This window comes from Paenibacillus terrae HPL-003 (genome assembly GCF_000235585.1).
GTDB lineage: Bacteria > Bacillota > Bacilli > Paenibacillales > Paenibacillaceae > Paenibacillus > Paenibacillus terrae_B.
The window spans coordinates 4,761,089-4,779,539 of record NC_016641.1 but is presented as its reverse complement, the minus strand read 5'-3'; the positions used below and the strand labels follow the sequence as shown (position 1 = coordinate 4,779,539).

Below are 18,451 nucleotides of genomic sequence, written 5' to 3'. Positions count from 1 at the left end.
GAGCTAATACAGATTATGTTTGAGAATGATGCGGGCAAATTCTTCATAAGTTTCGCATTTAAGCAGCTGTTGAACAATTTCTGGATGATCTACAATTTCTATCAGATGTTTGTACATTATTGATGGCGGCTCGTCACCGTTTTTATCGATACTAAGCAGGCAAATAAACTGTACAGGTTTTCCGGCCCAGTCGATCGGTTGTTTTAAAGTGCATATGGCCCAGACGGTACAACGACTCTGCGGAATAATGGGGTGGGGGATTGCAACCAGATTGCCGTAGGCTGTAGGTGCGGCATTTTCACGTTCCAGGACAAGACCAATGAATCCTTCGGAAGAACGAATGAGCATGGAAGCATGCATCTTTTTCCCTAAGAAAGAGATGACTTCTTCTTTAGTTCTAAAATTCTGTCTAAGAAAAACAAGGTCTTCTCTGATGTAATTGAAGATGTATTTTCTTTCGCCCGCCAAAAGATTTTCGATATGGTCCATATCTCCACCTCCGAGTAGGGTTTGCACAACCACTACCGGAACTGACAGCTTCTCAGGGATGGGAACGGTGCTTACGACAAAGTCGATATTGTGCAAAGGCACATGTGGGAGCTTGTAATACTCCGTTGTACCAGCCACTTCAAGACGATTGCCAAATTTGCTCTTCAGTTTGTAATGGAGAAGCCGAGCGCTTCCTACACCTGAAGTACAAACAACAATACAGCGCTTGGCACGTGTGTTCAGGTGCTGTCTTTCCATAGCAGCTCCGATATGAATGGCCAGATAACCCATCTCCGCTTCAGGAATGTTAACGTTCAGCTTGCTTTCCAACAGTTTTGCTCCAATGACGCCGGCCTGAAAAGCAAGTGGATAGTTGGTCTTGATATGGTCTAGCATCGGGTTGCGAATATTCATGCCATATTTTACTCGGTTGAGTGCTGGTTTCAGATGAAGGCAAATGCCTATTAACAGCTCAGAGTCAAGGCTGATATTGAGGTTTAAATCGTGATCAATTTCGGTGAGCATTTCCTTGCCAAGCTCATAAATGCGGCGCTCCAGCAGCCTTTCAGGTCCTATATCTTGTGCCTGTTGTCCCTCAATCCCTGAAAACCATTTATTCCCAGATAAATGCATAGCAATGTAGGCAACCTCGTTTTCAGGAAAAGTCAATTGCAGTTCCTTCTCAATTAATCCAACAATGTGTTGGGCCGCTTGGAACTCTTCGGCATCCCGGAAGTTCTTCACATCTTCGGATAGCATGGCTACCTGGTTTCCTTCACGTATCCGTTTGCAAGCAATAGCAATGTGAATAGTCAGATTACTGAAGGCGACATCGGATAGCATCACTCCATAATTTTGAATTTGCTCAAGAATAACGCCGCGGATTAATGTCATTTCTTCGGAGTGTATAATTCGCGATCCAGACGTCAGCCCTTCGTCCTGTTTCTTCTCTGAATGATTCATGATGAATTCGGACATGCAAAACCTCATCCGGACTTCATCACCTGACAGTCGCACCCCGTAGTTCGGACGTTTGTCAACGGCAATTCCGTAAGTTTGTAGCATCAGCTTAACTTCTTTGAAATCATTCTGAATCGTTGATTTACTGATATAAAGTTCGTCTGCTAAATCTTCCAACTTTACATAGTTGTCCGCAAGTAGGAGACGTCTGATTAGATATAACTTCCTGTAATCGGGAGAGTGGGGATCGTGAGGCTCGTTAGATAAAAAAAGCTGTTCCAGAAGAGTGCGAAAGCTGCGGTCATTCGTGATTTTCAGCTCGTACCCTCTTGAACGAACGGGTTCAATAGACGCACCATGCTTGCTGAGAAATTCACCGAGTTCTTTAATATCGCTTCGAATGGTGCGTGAAGTGACTTGAATCAATTTAGCCAAATGTTCGCTCTGAACCGGATCATCTACGGCCAGCAAGTGCTTCAAAATTAAAACCATCCGTTTATTCATTCAAGATGTTCCCCCCTTCTGAGATTATTCAAATGAAATGGATTTTTTATAATTTACCTGGAATGCATAGTGGAAAGAGGGGCTCATGAAGCTCTGGAGTGACAATGTGCGATTCGTTGATATTGTCGAAGCCGATAATCGAAGTGTCCCGTGGTCTCTGAATGTCAAGTTCATACTAAGATAAACAAAACGAAGTGTTGATTACATGCAGTGTACAATATATTTTTAGATGATACAATGTTTATATAAAATTAATGAATATAGTTTATTTAATAAAGGGCTTACTTTAGTTAAAATCATTATTGTTTTCGTTGACAGCATAAAATATCGGTGTTAACATGGCATCGTAATCGTGAATAAAGTAATATTTAGTATTTGTTTGGATTTCTTTAGTTTAGTTTTAGTTTAGTTATTATTTTGATTTTTATTCAGCATTTAGTTTTGTTGAACTGAATTATTTACTTTTTCGATTGTGAGGAGAATGATGATGAAAAAACTGAAGCTTGGTTATGCTCCAACGCGGCGATTTATCTTTAGTGCCGAGGATGCCTTCAAGTACAAGATGGAAATTCGTAAACAGATTGAAAGCTTTGGAATGGATATCGATATTGTTGATTTGGAAGGGCTTAACGAGGAGGGCCTGCTGTATGATGATCATATTAATGCAGATTTGATCATTAAACGCTTCAAAGATGAAGAGGTGGATGCCGTATTTTTTCCACATTGCAACTTCGGCACAGAAGATACTGTTGCCAGGGTAGGCAAGGCTATTGGCAAACCGGTTCTGCTATGGGGGCCGCGTGATGAAGCCCCGTTGGCAGATGGTATGCGTCTTCGGGATACACAATGTGGAATATTTGCTACAGGAAAGGTATTGCGTCGATTCAATGTTCCTTTTACCTACGTCACAAATAGTTGGGTCAATGACCCGGTATTTGAACGGGGCTTCACCAACTTTGTGGCCGCTGCCAATGTAGTACGCCAGTTCAAGAGTCTCAGGATTCTTCAGATTGGGCCCCGTCCCGCTTCGTTCTGGACGATGATGTGCAATGAGGGTGAACTGCTTGAACGCTTTGGCATTGAGATTCACCCCATTACTCTTGTTGATATTCAGTTGCGAACTAAGAAGATTGCTTCAAGTAATAATGCCGAGCTGTTGGAGACGATGGATTATATCAAGCAAAAGCTCGACTACAGTGAAGTAACGGAAGACGATATCAGACGAATCGCCGCATTGAAAGTGGCTATGAAGTCGTTTGCCCAGGAAACGGGAAGCAGTGCTATTGCAATTCAATGTTGGTCATCTCTACAGGATGTTATGTCGATCATGCCATGTTTGGCTAACGCCATCCTGACGGATGAGCAAATTCCGGTCACATGTGAAACGGATATTCATGGAGCCATTACCTCCATTATGGTACAGGCGGCAACGATGAACACCATGCCTACTTTCTTCGCCGATATTACCGTTCGTCATCCTGAAAACGACAACGGTGAGCTTCTTTTTCACTGCGGCAATTTCCCGGTATCTCTCTCTGTGGAAAATAAACCAAAATTGCGCAAACATTTTCTCTTCGACGATCATTCACCGGGAACACACGAAGGGGAGATCCGCGGTGGACAGATGACCATTGCCCGATTTGATGGTGATCATGGTGAATATTCCATGTTTCTTGGACGTGCTCGGGGGATTGAAGGTCCCTACACTCGTGGCTCCTATGTCTGGGTCGAAGTGAACGACTGGCCACTGTGGGAGGAAAAACTGGTCAAGGGACCTTACGTTCATCATTCCGTGGGCATCCATGCCAATGTAATTCCGGCCATATACGAAGCATGCAATTATATTCCCGGCTTGACGCCAGACCCGGTAGATCCAACAGAACAGGAAATTCAAAGCTGGCTGAGAGGATCTGACCTTGCCCGGAATCGTTCCAGCCTCCGTTAATAACTCCACGTCTGGTTAACAAGATGAGCAACGAAGAAAAACATTCCTTAAGGAGGATCACAATGGACATCCAGGAATTGAAAGTAAAAGCAGCCCAGATCCGCATGGAGCTGCTGACCATTATTCACCGTGCACAGACAGGACACACCGGGGGGTCATTGAGCAATACAGACATTTTGACGGCATTATACTATGACGTTATGAACATCGATCCGGCCCGTCCGCAATGGGAGGACCGCGATCGGTTCATCGCCAGTAAAGGGCATTCCGTTGAATCACTTTGGTGTGTCTTGGCAGACTTGGGTTTTTTCCCAAAAGAAGAGCTCGAAACCTACAGCCAGTTTGGCACCCGGTTGATCGGGCACCCCAACAACAAGGTTCCTGGTATCGAGATGAATACTGGCGCTCTAGGCCACGGATTACCGATTTCGGTAGGGATGGCATTGGCAGCCAAGCGCGATAACCGTCCATATCGTGTGTTCTGTCTGATGGGAGACGGAGAACAGGCTGAGGGTTCTAACTGGGAGGCCGCTATGGCAGGCTCTCATTACAAATTGGATAATCTGGTCGGCATTATTGATCGCAATAGATTGCAAATCAGCGGATCTACGGAAGAAGTAATGGGATTGGAACCGCTGGAAGAGAAATGGGCAGCATTTGGCTGGAACGTTGTCGCCGTTGACGGCAACGATATAGAACAACTGCTGCAAGCCTTTCACGCTGTACCAGAAGCGTCCGGCAAGCCAACGCTAATTATGGCGAACACGATCAAAGGAAAGGGCGTATCCTTTGCCGAGAACGTTCCAGCCTGGCATCACCATGTTCTGAATGATGAGGAACTGAAGCTTGCACTTGCGGAATTGCAGGGAACGATTCAACAACTGACACAGGAAGGACAGGTGCATTAATGATGAATAAAATTCCCAACCGCCAGGTGATATGTGACACGCTGTTGGACTTGGCCAGAGACGATCGCGACATCATGGTACTCGCCAGTGATTCCCGAGGTTCTGCAGCGATGGCTCCTTTTGCTAACACGTTCCCGGAACAATTTGTCGAAGTGGGGATCGCGGAACAAAATATTGTTGGTATGTCTGCCGGACTGGCTCATAGCGGTAAAAAACCATTTGTGACTTCACCGGCCTGCTTTCTTAGCATGCGCAGTATCGAACAAGTCAAGGTAGACGTTGCCTATTCGCGGACCAATGTGAAGCTGATTGGAATCAGCGGCGGGATCAGTTACGGAGCACTAGGCATGTCACATCACTCCGTACAGGACATTGCTGTTGCAAGAGCCATCCCGGGCCTGGCGATTATTCTGCCAGCCGACCGTCACGAGACCAAAAAGCTGACCGAAGCCCTGGTAAAATATAACGGCGGGGTTTATGTGCGGATTGGTCGAAATCCTGTGGAAGATGTGTATGAATCCGATGATTATTCGTTTGAAATCGGTAAAGCTGTAACTCTCAAAAAAGGTACAGAGTTGACTATTATCGGTACCGGTGAGACGGTGCGGATTGCACTAGATGCTGCAAACGCACTTGCAGATGAGGGGGTATCGGCGCGTGTTCTGAACATGCATACGATCAAGCCGCTGGATAAAGAAGCCATTCTTATGGCTGCACGTGAAACGGGCCGCATCATCACTGTTGAAGAGCATAGCATTCATGGTGGACTTGGTGCCGCTGTGGCTGAAGTTGTTGTTCAGAATCATCCGGTTCCTATAAAAATACTCGGAATTCCAGATGAACCAGCCATTGCCGGGAAAACGGCCGAGGTATTTGAGCATTATGGCATTACGCAGCAAAATATCAAGCAAATCGCGCTTGATATGATCGGCAAGGCAGGAACGGTCTGATGAAGAAGCAATTTATTCTGACGATAGATCAAAGTACTTCTGGAACCAAAGCTATACTATTCAATTGTGCAGGTGAAATTATAGCCAAAACGTCCTTTCCCCATACTCAGATCTATCCTCAACCGGGATGGGTAGAGCATAACCCGATTGAAATTTATGATAATGTAATGCTTGCAGCACTAAGTGTGTTGGAAATAGGAGGTATTACTCCTGATAAGCTTGCAGCACTAACTATCACAAATCAAAGAGAAACAGCTGTAATCTGGGATGCTGTAACAGGCCTTCCCGTTCATCCGGCCATTGTATGGCAGTGTCAACGGACTGCGGATACCTGTGAAGTTCTGAAGAATGCAGGTTTTGAAAAGTTGATTCAGAGTAAAGCTGGATTGTTGCTGGACCCTTATTTTTCAGCAAGTAAATGGAGTTGGATATTGCAGCATATTCCTGCAGCTGCCGAAAAGCTGCTGCAGGGAAGACTGCTTGCGGGAACGATCGATAGCTGGCTGCTTTGGAAGCTGACAGGGGGCAAAACACATGCTACTGATTACACAAACGCTAGCAGGACATCACTCTTCAATATCCATACCCTGCAATGGGATGAAGAGTTATGTGCGCTTTTTAAGGTTCCAATCAGTATCTTGCCTGAAGTGAAAAACTCTGACGAATGTTTCGGATATACGGATCCTTCGGGATTTTTCGGCCTTGAAATACCGATTACAGGAATTATTGGTGATTCACAGGCTGCATTATTCGGTAATCACTGTTTCGAAATCGGAAGTGCTAAAGCTACTTTTGGAACAGGAACCTCCGTGATGATGAATGTGGGTGAGCATTGCCATGCTTCTGAACGAGGACTCGTGGCAGCCATTGCTTGGGGAATGAGTGGGAAAATCACATATGCGCTGGAAGCTGTAATCCGTACGACAGGCGATAGTCTGAACTGGTTACGTGATAATATGGGATTGTTTAGCACATTTGAAGAAATGGAAGTATTATCGAAGGAAACTCCGGCGTGTGAAGGCGTATACCTTGTACCTGCTTTTGTGGGACTGGGGGCACCTTACTGGGATTCACATGCAAGAGCAGCGATTACCGGAATAAATAGGAGTACAAGAAAAGGTCATATCGTTAGAGCGGCGCTGGAGAGTATAGCTTATCAGGTTAAGGATGCGGTAATTCTTATGCAATCCAGCTCGGGAATTAACCTGAATAAACTATACGTCGATGGAGGAGCATCGGGTAATGCAACACTTATGCAATTTCAGGCGGATATGCTTGGAACCCAAGTGATTAAATCGGGGATCGCTGAGGTATCGGCGCTGGGATCAATGTATTTGGGAGGGATTTATACAGGATGGTGGAGTTCAGCGAAAGAAATTGTAAGTCAATCAGGTCTTGGCAACATTTATGATTCTAAGATGGAGATTGAACAACGCGAGGTTAATTATGCTGGGTGGAAAAGAGCAGTAACATCGGTTCTGGTAGAAAGAACGGAGTGTACGATCATGCCCTCGCACCATTTATAAGTTCAATATAGGAGAGTGAACAAGGAAGTGAATTCAACAAAAAAATGAGAATAGTATGATTAAAGCCTTGATATCCTACGCACCGGGAGGAGTGGGACCGATCCTATGCATATCAGTTTTGATAATCCTGGAAGGTTTTACGTGGATAAGAGGCAAAAAAGGGTATTCCGCAGCCGGTAGGCTTCTGTGGGATACCCTTCTTGTAGCTATTTTTAAATCAAGCCTATTTGTCGGTCGGCATCAAATGCTTAAACATAAGCCCCAGCTTTAATAGCAGTAGATGATCGGTGTTCTTCAAATCCAGATTCAGCAGCCCCGAAATTTTCTCCAGCCTGTACAGCACCGTATTGCGATGGATAAATAGCTCACGTGCGGTTTCATTCACCTGGCCGTTGTTGGCGAAATAGGCTTCAAGCGTGTGCATCATCTCGCTGGCGTATTCCTCGTCCTTATCCAGCAGTGGACGGAACAAATAAGAGCAGTACCTGAACATGACCTCCTGCGGAATATGCTTGAATAGATAAATGAATTCCAGGTCGGCAAACATGACAACCGGTTCGCTTAAACCGAGCTCCGTGCTGATTCTCTCGGCCTCCCCACACTCCCGGAAGCCGTCGATGAACTCCTCCATACCCATTCTCACTTTACTGATAAAACATGTCCTTGCTCCTGCTCCGTGGTCCCATGCATGCATCATATCCGTATACAAACGTGCAGAATTCTCATACTGCCTGCGTTCTTTGGCCTCCTCTTCCGGAATGGGAAAGAGGGAATATACGCGGTTCATCACATAGAAATGATGGGACTCCAAGGAGGACGTTTTTGGATGGTCCTGAAGCTTATCCTGAATCTCCCTCAGTCTGCGGCGCTGACTCTCATGGTCCCACGCATCAGCTCCTGTGGAGGATAATATCATGCACACGTAGGGAGTGCTCCAAAATGTGCTTCCCAACGCTTCGGCAAATTCGAGCACCGTTTTCCGGGAGGCGTTTCCCTTCAAGTAACGCTCCATAGTCGCGCCAAGACGACTGTCTGCCGCAGAAGTCTCCTGATTTCGGATGACCTCCAGATGATAGGAAAGAATAACGGCAGCCTGGTGAAAAATGCCCTCCATATCATGTACTTCCAGCAGATTTTCGGTCTGAACAAGCAAGTAACCGTATGATTTTCCATTTTTCAGCAAGGGGACCCGATACAACAAGTTGTTGGCTGCCTTATAAAACCGATTGTCCTGATGCCAGGGCCAGTCGCTCAACAGCTCCATTTCAGAACAGTGTGTCACGTTATACAAGGTCTGTCCCTCAGAGGTGACGATGGCTACAGGACGCCCCAAAATGCTTGTGATGCTTTGAAAATAATTGGTGTACTCATCCGCCTGCATCGCAAAATCAACCAGCTTCTTCTGCGTTTCAAGCAATTCATTCAGCCTGCGGGTATCGCGTTGGAACTCGGATTGGAAGAGAGCGGTGATCTGCTCGGAGAAGGTGAATTCAAAAGGGAGCTCAATTAGGGGGAAGCCCAACCGATCGGCTTCAACCAGGGCAATCTCTGGAATTTCCGCCCAGTAGCGGCCAAGCTTGATGCCAAGCCCGGAGGCTCCGCGTTCATTCAGCTTTTGCAGCAAATTGACAAATTCCTCGGGTGAATCCCTGATCGCATAAGCCGTAGTCAGCAGCAGCTCCCCTTCTTTCATCCAATTGATCACATCCGGCGCATCCATCAAATTAATGGAGCTGATTGTTCGGAAAATCCCCTTTTTACCGGCGGCCAGCTTCCCTTCCGATAACGGATAGACCGTCAAGGCATCTTCTACAGTTAAATGCATATTAAATCACTCCCATGATGCGTATATAATTCAGGTCCCGGACACGAGGTAACTTTTTAAGCAATTATATAGGCTTTTGTCGAATTTCTGCAATCCTTTTTATCTTTTTAATGTTATATAAGTTAACACAAATTACTAATAATTTTGTTTTTAAACCAATGAGAAGCCCATATCGTTAGATTAAAAGCCAAAAATGTGTAAGGAATATTTACATTCATATTTTTTAGCTTTATGATAGGACACAACTTCAAAGAGAAGAGGGGATTCAGATGCAGCTTACCCAAAATCAACAGGCTGCGGCCGAAAAGGACAGCCGCTCCATGCTTGTTATCGATGATGTCGGCAAAATCTACCCCAATGGCACTGTAGCTGTGCAGCATGCGGATCTGCATGTGGGGGAAGGGGAATTTCTCTGTTTTGTCGGCCCTTCCGGTTGCGGTAAATCGACCATTTTTAATATGATTGCCGGTTTGACGGAACCGACCTCGGGTCATCTGTCCGTGCTGGGCACCTCACCGAAGGAAGCGCGCAAGCAGAACGAGATTGCCTTTGTGTTTCAGGAGCATACCCTGCTGCCATGGGCCAAGCTGATTGATAATGTTACCATGCCTCTTACCTTGCGCGGCATATCCAGGAAGGAGCGTATCACCGAAGGGGAGCGGGTTCTTGAGCTGGTAGGCCTGAAGGAATATATGAAGGTGCTGCCCCGTGAGCTGTCAGGGGGAATGAAGATGAGGGTATCGATTGCGCGAGCGTTGATATCCAGACCCAAGTTGCTGTTAATGGATGAACCGTTTGGCGCCCTTGATGAAATTACCAGGCAGACGCTGCAGGATGAACTACTGAATATTTGGGAACAGGACAAAAAGATGTCGGTTCTGTTCATTACGCATAACGTGTTTGAAAGTGTGTTTCTATCGACAAAAGTAGTGGTGATGACGCCCCGTCCCGGAAAAATTTCGGATTTCATCGATATTCCGTTTGCTTATCCGAGGGATGATGAATTCCGGACCCGTCCTGAATTCGGTGAATATGTACGCAGCGTGTCCGCTGTGCTGAAGCATTGATAGCCAAAATGAGAGGGGTGGAAAAAATGGAAGATATGGCAGCTAATCCAGCCGTTGAAACGGCGGCAGGTATCCGGGCTTCCGGGAAGGGGAATGCCCGCAGCGGTTATCCGGCAGGCGAGAATCAGGTCCTGAGCCTACTGAAGAAAGTTCTGCCGCCATTAGTCGTGTTTGTCCTGTTTATCGGCGGATGGGAGATGATCGTGCGGATGATCGGAATGCCTCCGTATATTTTGCCCAAGCCATCCGATATTGCGGCGGCGGCGGCCGAGAATAGCACAAATCTGATTACGTCGGTAAGCACAACCATTGTAGAGGCGTTGATCGGTTTTGCGATCAGTGTAGTGCTCGGTATTTCATTAGCCATTCTGCTGGCGCTGTCCAAAACGGTGGAAAAAAGCGTATATCCGTACGCCATTATTCTGCAAACTATTCCGGTCGTAGCGGTAGCGCCGATCATTGTGATCTGGTTCGGAGCGGGAATCAATGCCATTGTGATCATCTCATTCCTGATCAGCTTTTTCCCGATTTTATCGAATACACTTATCGGATTGAACTCAACGGATCAGAATATGAAAAATTTATTCTATTTGTATAATGCGAGCAAGCTGCAGACAATCTGGAAGCTGCGATTTCCGGCGGCGCTCCCGTACATTATGGCGGGGCTGAAAATTTCATGCTCCAGTTCGGTTGTCGGAGCGATCGTGGGTGAATACATTGCAGGCATTGGCGGCGGACAGGGTGGACTCGGATACGGGATTACCGTTGCGGCAACCCGTCTGCAAACTCCTTATCTGTTCGCTTGCGGCTTGGCGGCATCCGCCTTGGGAATAGCATTTTTCCTGATCATCAACATGGTGTCGAACAAGCTTTTGAAGTCCTGGCATGAGTCGGCAATGAAATGATACCAGAACCGGGAGAGGGATCCAACATGTCCAAACATCATATGAACTTACGTTACAAGAAGTGGCTGCTGTCGGCTGCGGCATTGATCATGCTGCTTCTGAGCGCATGCTCCAATTCCTTTGCTCCAGAATCCTCCGCCCCGGCCAAAGGGGAAGCCGGAACAGATCTGAAGCAGGTGAGACTGATCGAAGGCTGGTACTCCAAAGGGGAAGATGGAGGCTATTTTGCGGCATTGCAGCAGAGCTACTATAAGGACAAGGGGATCGACATGACGATTCAGCCGGGAGGTCCCGAGGTGTCAACCATGCAGCTTGTTGCTGCGGGCAAAGCTGAATTCGGCATCTCTTATGCGGATGAAATTTTGAAGGCGCGGGAACAGGGAATCCCTGTTGTTGGTATCCTTGCTGGCTTTCAGAGCACACCACAGGTTCTTATGTACCACAAAGGGCAAAACATCCAGGATTTCACCGACCTGAACGGCAAAACCGTATACATTGGTACAGCGGTGCCTTACTGGGAATATATCAAGAGCCAATACAATCTGACGGATGTAAAAGAAATGAAGTATAACGGACAGCTTGTCAATTTTATCAATGACCCCAATTCGCTGAATCAGGGCTACATCACGAACGAGCCTTACGCGCTTTCCCAGCAGGGGGTTGAGGTGGACTATCTGAAAATTGCAGATTCCGGTTATGCGAACTATGCAGATGTTCTTTTTACAACCGAAGACTACCTTAAAGAGCACCCCGATGTCGTAGAGGCTGTGGTACAGGCAAGCCAAAAGGGTTGGAGCTATTATCTTGACAACTATAAAAAGGTAAACCCGTTCATTCAGACCTACAATCCAGATATGAAGCTAGAAGCAATGAATTATGAGGCGGAGCAGGAAAAGCCCTTTATTCTTAATAAGGAATCCGAGGCAAACGGTATCGGTTACATGACAAAGGAACGCTGGAGCACCCTGCAGGATCAGATGATCAAGGGCAAAGGATTAACGAAGACACAGGATGTTGCCAAGGCGTTCACGACCGAATATCTGATGAAACCATAAGTGTGAACCGAAGTATTTATAGCCTCAAACCAGAATTTTCAGGAAAATGAGGGAACTTAATATGTTCAAACTTGGAAATCGAAAGAGCTATTGGCAAGTGTCCGAAACGCTGGTGGATCTAAGGCGGACGCAAAAGTACAGCAAGCCCATAACCCTTCCTGCACAGCCGCAGGAGGTCGTATTTGATCTGGAGCATACGGCTGTCATTGTCATCGATATGCAGAATGATTTCTGCACACCGGGAGGCTGGCTGGATTCCATCGGGGCGGATACATCGCCGCTCCTGAACCCGGTCAGTCGGCTGAATCGGCTACTGCCTGAGCTGCGTAAAGCGGGTGTGCCCGTCATCTGGGTGAACTGGGGCAATCGGGAAGACCGGATGAACGTGCCGCCATCCGTGCTTCATGTATACAATCCAGACGGACGGGGCAACGGCATCGGGGACACGCTGCCGGGGAACGGCTCCAAGGTGCTGGAGAAAGGCAGTTGGGGAGCGGCAATTGTCAACGGCCTGGATGCGGCCCCTGATGATATCTATGTGGATAAATACCGCATGAGCGGGTTTTGGGACACACCACTGGACAGTATCCTACGCAATTTGAATATTCAGACGGTGTTGTTTGCCGGGGTAAATCTCGATCAGTGTGTCATGCATACACTGCAGGACGCGGCTTGCCTCGGATATGACGGCATACTTCTGGAGGACTGCTCGGCAACGAGCTCCCCAGCTTTCTGCATAGAAGCCACCTTGTACAATATCAAGCAATGTTATGGCTTCGTCGCGGACTCCACCTGGCTGGTAGAAGAGCTGAACGGGGCAGCGGCTCGTAAAGAGGGAAATACCTCGGAAGAGCTGGCATCTCTAGAAGGGTGAGCGGAAGGGATGGGATGACTCGATGAAAGATCAATGGAACGCCATTGTCAACCAGGTGACAGTTGAACCGACAGGACAGGGAACGCTGAGCGGACTCAGCTTTATGGTCAAGGATGTGTTTGCTGTCCGTGATAATACAAATGGCGCGGGCAATCCATGTTGGCTCCAGACTCACGGCCCGGCGGCGGAGCACGCGGAAACCCTCAGCCTGCTGTTGCAGCAAGGGGCGCGACTAACGGGCACGACTCATACAGATGAGCTGATGTTCAGCCTGAACGGTGAAAATGTCCATTACGGAACACCGGTGAATCCGAAGGCCCCTGATCGTATCCCTGGCGGTTCATCTAGTGGATCGGCGGTTGCCGTCGCCGCAGGGCTTGCCGACTTTGCCCTTGGAACGGATACGGGAGGATCGGTACGTGTGCCGTCTTCGTACTGCGGAGTTTATGGAATGCGTCCAACGCAGGGCATTGTCTCCGAGAATGGTGTTATCCCACTCGCTCCCAGCTTCGACACCGTCGGCTGGATGGCGCGCGATCCCGAGACGCTGTGTCGGGTAGGTAAAGTGCTTCTGCCGCAGACTGCCTCGGGTTCCGGCTTTAGCCGGGTGCTGATCGGTGAGGATGCCTGGGAGCTGGCTGACACTGAGAGCAAAGATGCGCTTGCCTCCTGCCTGGAGTTGCTGTGCGGCTTGGCTGAGAGCCATGAAGCTGTTCGCATCGCCCCGCAGGGACTGCCTGAATGGATGGCCATGTTCAGGACGATCCAGGGCTACGAAATATGGCAGGAGCATGGGGCCTGGATTGAACGTGAGCAGCCAGTCTTCGGACCAGATATTGCCGGGCGGTTCTCCTGGGCAGGCACCATTGAACGTGCCGATCAGGAGAAGGAAGTAGAACGCCGGCTTGAGGTGCGCAAGCACATGGCTGACCTGCTTGGAACGGATGCGGTGCTTGTGATACCGACAACTACCGGAGTTGCCCCGAAGCTGGGGCTTAACGGGCCGCTAATTGAAGAACGAAGAGTGCAAACGATGCGTTTGACCTGCATTGCCGGCTTGTCGGGTCTGCCGCAGCTTACAATCCCCGCTGCCGAGGTATTGGGCTGCCCGGTCGGTATTTCCCTCATCGTCGGCCCGGGACAGGATCGGCGTCTGCTGGAATGGGCCGCATCCCTTGTTCCGGCAGTAAAAGGATAAGAGCTTCACTCGATGTATAAGGACATTAAGCTACGCGAAAAGAACATCAAAGCCGCAGAAGAAAGGGTGTCAGTTATGTTTCAACGATATGATGGAACGGTATGGGGGGAGCGCTTTCTGCCCCGTCTAACAAGCAAACAAGTCAAAGAACTTCCAAAGGAGAAGGCACTAGTCATACTGCCGGTCGGAGCTGTAGAGCAGCATGGACCCCATCTGCCTGTATATACGGACACTCTGATTGGGGAAGCGACATTAACACAAACGCTGGAGCGCGTGCGGCCGGATAAGGAGATTTGGCTGCTGCCTCCGATCTCGTATGGCAAAAGCAATGAACATATCGGGCTGCCGGGCACCATTTCCTTGTCCGCGAGCACGCTGCATGCCGTAATGCTCGACATTGCAGAAAGTCTGAAGGCTAGTGGCTTTCGCAAGCTGCTGCTGTTTAATACACATGGCGGTAACGTGGATTTGCTGAATACCGTATCACGGGAAATCCGGATCAGAACGGGGATGATGGTTTTCTATCTCAGTCCCAGCAGTCTGAATGTGGCGGAGGACCTCCTGTCTTCCGAGGAACTGGAATACGGTATTCACGGTGGCGATTATGAGACTTCTCTGGTGATGTCCATCAAACCGGACTGGGTGCAGAAGGAGTTCCTTGTCAAAGAGCTTCCTGATATGTCCTCTTACCGCTTTCTTACATTAGAAGGGAAAATCCGCTTCGCCTGGAAGATGGCTGATATCTCCGCTACTGGCATTGCTGGAGATGCTACGACGGCCACGCCTGAGAAAGGCAGAATCATTCAGGACAGAATCTCGGCGATTCTGTCGGAGGCGCTGGAGGAACTGTGTGATTTTGAAATCACCGATGTCCGCGGGACTGAACCGGTTCAGCAGCCGGCAGGAAGCCGCCCGTGAAGCTCGTTAGTCTGAAACACGGCGCTGGAGAACGGGCCGCGATTGAGCATGAAGGCCGATGTTTCCTTCTGGAGGAGATCAATAGGGCGGAAGGAAGCTCATGGGGAAGCACTGTCATGAAGATATTGCAGCAGGGTCAGCTGGAGGAGCTTGTTCAGTGGTATCAGAAAACCGGGAACAAAATAGGGTCATCGAGCTCTTTCATACCGACGGAGGAGGCCATACCGGCTCCTCTCTTCCGCCACCCCCGCAAAATATGGGGAATTGGCATGAATTATGTACAGAAAGCGATCGATCTCGGATCCACTCCTCCAGAGCTTGAGCCAGTCTGCTTCATGAAGCCGGACTCAAGCCTGATCGGGCCGGAAGAGTATATCCGTCTGCCGGCTCAGGCCGTGAATGTGACATCAGAAGCGGAGCTTGGCATTATTATCGGCCGTAGCTGCAAAAATGTGCCGGAAGAACGTGCGCGGGACGTCATCGCCGGCTTTGCCGCAACACTGGATATGACAAGTCAGGACATTCACGCACGGAATCCCAGATTCCTGCAGCGATCCAAGGTATTCGATACATTTTTCAGTCTTGGACCACAGCTAATAACACCTGACGAAATAAGCGATCTGCAGAGCCTCGCCGTTGAAACTGTGTTGAACGATGAGGTTATTCATAGCAATACTGTGTCCCGCATGATTTATCATCCATGGTTCATTGTCTCGTATTTTTCACAGATGATGACTCTCTATCCGGGTGACGTGATCATGACGGGCACACCGGGGTCCGTCCAGATAAAGCGCGGAGATATCGCCGAATGCAGAATCAGCGGCTTTACAACACTTCGTAATCCGGTAGCAGACGTAGAATACAATCATCAGTAATTTTCCTTGGGGAGTGGTAATGAGATGAACAAATACAGACAAAAGGGATTTGCTGTTTTACTGGTAGCAATGCTCTCCTTATCCACATTGCTGGCGGCTTGCGGCAATCAGCAAACCGCTCAGAATGCCGCTGCCGAGACATCGGGCTCCACGGGGGGAAGCGGGGAACTCACGGCAGTCACACAGGTGACGAACTGGTTTGCACAGGCGGAGCACGGCGGTCTGTATGCGGCAAAGGAAGAAGGATATTACAAAGAGGCAGGTTTGGATATGACCATCCAGGCAGGAGGGCCGCAGGTGTCTCCAACACAGATCGTGGCTTCCGGCAAGGCGCAGTTCGGACTTACCACGGCGGATCAACTGCTGGTCGCCCGTGAAGAAGGAATCCCTTTGGTAGCGATAGCGACGATCTTCCAGAAAAGCCCGCAGGGGATTATGGTGCATACCAACCAGAACATTTCCTCCCTTGCTGACTTGAACAACCATGCCGTTTACGTAGGGACAGGCTCGGTGTTCTGGGATTATGTGAAGAGCAAATACAAATTGGATAACGTGAAAGAAATGGCTTATACCGGTTCTCTGGCTCCTTTTGTAGCCGATGAAAAGATTGCCATTCAGGGATATGTAACTAGTGAGCCGTACGAGATGAAGCAACAGAATGTGGACGTTAATTTCCTGCTGCTGGCGGATGCCGGCTATAACCCATATTCCAATGTGCTGTTCACAACAGAGCAGTATATTCAGGACCATCCTGATATTGTGCGTGCTTATGTCGAGGCTTCGATGAAGGGCTGGGATTATTACAAGACCAATTATGATACTGTGAATGACGTCATTTTAAAGGAAAACCCGGATTTCACGAAAGAAAAGCTGAACTATGCAGCGAAAACGCTCATCCCGTTCGTGTATGAAGGTGATGCGGTGGAACACGGTGTCGGCTATATGACAGATGAGCGATGGACGGAGCTCGGACGGCAGTTGACGGAGATTGGAGCATTGAAATCAGAGCCTGATATCAGCAAGGTATTCACGGATAAGTTCCTGCCGCATTCTTAAGAGGATGGGCCTTTGGCGGGCTGAATGAAAACATACGGAGGGGAACCGAATGAATGAACATTGGACAGCCATTCTGAAAGAACGCATCGAACCTGAGTTGTTGCAGTGGGAGGAGCCCGCGCTTACCAAATATTCGATGGATTATCATCACTTCTCCCCTGTGCTGACCAGTCAGCTGCAGGGCAAGGTCGCCGAGTGTATCGCCAGTCCGCGCACCGAGGAGGAGCTTGACACACTGCTCTCCATTACCGCGGAGCTGGGGGTTCCACTGACCGTCAGAGGCAACGGCACTGGCAACTATGGCCAATGTGTCCCGGTCACAGGCGGAATCGTGCTGAATCTGGCCAAGTACAACAAGGTGCTCGAAACGGGAGAAGGCATAATGCGGGTTCAGGCTGGAGCAAGACTGGGCAAAATGGAATCCACTGCCCGCAAGGAGGGCTATGAGCTGCGAACGATGCCTTCCACCTTTCAAACTGCGACGATCGGCGGTTTTTTGTGCGGTGGTTTTGGCGGCATCGGTTCGATCAGTTGGGGGACCATCTGGGACGGGCTGGTACGTTCATTGAAAATCAAGACCGTCGAGGTTCAGCCCCGTACCATTGAGCTGCAAGGAGAAGAGGTGCTGCCCTACCTGCATACCTACGGTACGATTGGCATTCTGTCCGAGGTGGAAATCAATCTGGCCCCGCGGGTGGAATGGATGCAGTGGGCAGTAACCTTTGACAGCTTTGAACAAGCTTTTCGCTTCGGGCAGTTGGTTGCTGAAGATACGTCCCTTGTAAAGAGGCTCATTTCTATTCATGAATGGCCGATTTCATCCTATTTTGTACCTCTTGATATTCCCGAAGGAAGGACCGCTGTACTGCTTGAAATGGATACGGCCTGTGAATCGTGGCTGGAGCGTGCCATAGCGGAAAACGGTGGGCAAACGTCTAAAAAGGTCTCCGCCGAGCAATATCATAAAGGCGTCGGTGTATCCGACTTTACATGGAACCATACAACCTTGTGGGCGCGCAAGACAGACCCGGGCTTAACCTACCTGCAGCTGAATTTTGATCCAGCCTGTGCCCTTGAGCAAATCTCGGCTATGAAAAAGGAATATCCGGAAGTGATGAATCATATAGAATTTGCCCGGCAAAACGGAAATTTGCTGATCTCCGGCCTGCCGCTGGTTCCCTTCACAACGGAGGAACGCCTGAATCAGATGATGGGGCGTTACGAGGAAAACCGGGTTGTAGTCAATAATCCGCATACTTGGGATTTGAAGGAAGGCGGACGATCATACGCCCACGACCGTTTGTGGGAAATCAAACACCGCAACGACCCGAAGGGAATTCTCAATCAGGAGAAATTAAACCGTCCAGCGGTCAGCGGCATCTAATCAACGGGTGAC

The 18,451-nt window shown here is 48.7% G+C and carries 15 protein-coding genes; 13 read left to right on the top strand and 2 right to left on the bottom strand.

Going from position 1 to position 18,451, the window contains the following annotated elements; all coding sequences use genetic code 11:
• Positions 1-3 precede the first annotated feature (3 nt).
• Positions 4-1,953: a BglG family transcription antiterminator gene (locus tag HPL003_RS21400; protein ID WP_014281852.1), complete on the bottom strand. Its 1,950-nt coding sequence runs from the start codon at positions 1,951-1,953 to the stop codon at positions 4-6.
• 487 nt (positions 1,954-2,440) lie between these two features.
• Here HPL003_RS21400 and HPL003_RS21395 point away from each other — a divergent pair, with 487 nt between their 5' ends.
• The 4 genes from HPL003_RS21395 (at position 2,441) to glpK (ending at position 7,282) form a co-directional block, all read left to right on the top strand.
• On the top strand, positions 2,441-3,898 hold the full coding sequence (locus HPL003_RS21395; protein ID WP_014281851.1) for an L-fucose/L-arabinose isomerase family protein: 1,458 nt from the start codon (positions 2,441-2,443) through the stop codon (positions 3,896-3,898).
• A gap of 62 nt (positions 3,899-3,960) precedes the next feature.
• Entirely contained in the window at positions 3,961-4,806 is an 846-nt protein-coding gene (locus HPL003_RS21390) for a transketolase (protein WP_014281850.1), read from the top strand.
• Between the two features lie 2 nt (positions 4,807-4,808).
• A complete protein-coding gene (locus HPL003_RS21385) occupies positions 4,809-5,756 on the top strand; it encodes a transketolase family protein (RefSeq protein WP_043922858.1) in 948 nt (315 codons plus the stop codon).
• Positions 5,756-7,282, top strand: a complete 1,527-nt coding sequence (gene glpK, locus HPL003_RS21380; RefSeq protein ID WP_014281848.1) for a glycerol kinase GlpK — start codon at positions 5,756-5,758, stop codon at positions 7,280-7,282. Before HPL003_RS21385 ends, glpK begins: the two co-directional genes overlap by 1 nt.
• 223 nt (positions 7,283-7,505) lie before the next feature.
• Here the strand turns inward: glpK and HPL003_RS21375 are convergent, their stop codons facing one another.
• The gene (locus HPL003_RS21375) at positions 7,506-9,107 is read right to left on the bottom strand and encodes a PucR family transcriptional regulator (RefSeq protein WP_014281847.1); all 1,602 of its coding nucleotides are present in this window, start codon (positions 9,105-9,107) and stop codon (positions 7,506-7,508) included.
• 269 nt (positions 9,108-9,376) lie between these two features.
• Between HPL003_RS21375 and HPL003_RS21370 the strand changes: the two genes are divergently transcribed.
• From HPL003_RS21370 to HPL003_RS21330, 9 genes are all read left to right on the top strand, one after another.
• A complete protein-coding gene (locus HPL003_RS21370; RefSeq protein WP_014281846.1) occupies positions 9,377-10,174 on the top strand; it encodes an ABC transporter ATP-binding protein in 798 nt (265 codons plus the stop codon).
• Positions 10,175-10,200: 26 nt separating this feature from the next.
• Positions 10,201-11,079, top strand: a complete 879-nt coding sequence (locus HPL003_RS21365) for an ABC transporter permease (protein WP_014281845.1) — start codon at positions 10,201-10,203, stop codon at positions 11,077-11,079.
• 26 nt (positions 11,080-11,105) lie between these two features.
• Positions 11,106-12,134 (top strand): ABC transporter substrate-binding protein, encoded by a 1,029-nt coding sequence (locus HPL003_RS21360; protein WP_014281844.1) that lies wholly within the window; start codon positions 11,106-11,108, stop codon positions 12,132-12,134.
• Between the two features lie 61 nt (positions 12,135-12,195).
• A complete protein-coding gene (locus HPL003_RS21355) occupies positions 12,196-13,008 on the top strand; it encodes a cysteine hydrolase family protein (RefSeq protein WP_014281843.1) in 813 nt (270 codons plus the stop codon).
• Between the two features lie 22 nt (positions 13,009-13,030).
• Positions 13,031-14,206 carry an amidase gene (locus HPL003_RS21350; protein ID WP_014281842.1) on the top strand — a complete coding sequence of 392 codons (1,176 nt, stop codon included), beginning with the start codon at positions 13,031-13,033 and terminating at the stop codon, positions 14,204-14,206.
• A 12-nt stretch (positions 14,207-14,218) separates the two neighbouring features.
• On the top strand, positions 14,219-15,124 hold the full coding sequence (locus tag HPL003_RS21345; RefSeq protein WP_014281841.1) for a creatininase family protein: 906 nt from the start codon (positions 14,219-14,221) through the stop codon (positions 15,122-15,124).
• Positions 15,121-15,999 carry a fumarylacetoacetate hydrolase family protein gene (locus HPL003_RS21340; protein WP_014281840.1) on the top strand — a complete coding sequence of 293 codons (879 nt, stop codon included), beginning with the start codon at positions 15,121-15,123 and terminating at the stop codon, positions 15,997-15,999. The genes HPL003_RS21345 and HPL003_RS21340 overlap by 4 nt, the downstream gene beginning before the upstream one ends.
• Positions 16,000-16,023: 24 nt before the next feature.
• Positions 16,024-17,055, top strand: a complete 1,032-nt coding sequence (locus HPL003_RS21335; protein WP_014281839.1) for an ABC transporter substrate-binding protein — start codon at positions 16,024-16,026, stop codon at positions 17,053-17,055.
• Between the two features lie 49 nt (positions 17,056-17,104).
• Entirely contained in the window at positions 17,105-18,439 is a 1,335-nt protein-coding gene (locus HPL003_RS21330; RefSeq protein WP_014281838.1) for an FAD-binding oxidoreductase, read from the top strand.
• Positions 18,440-18,451 lie beyond the last annotated feature (12 nt).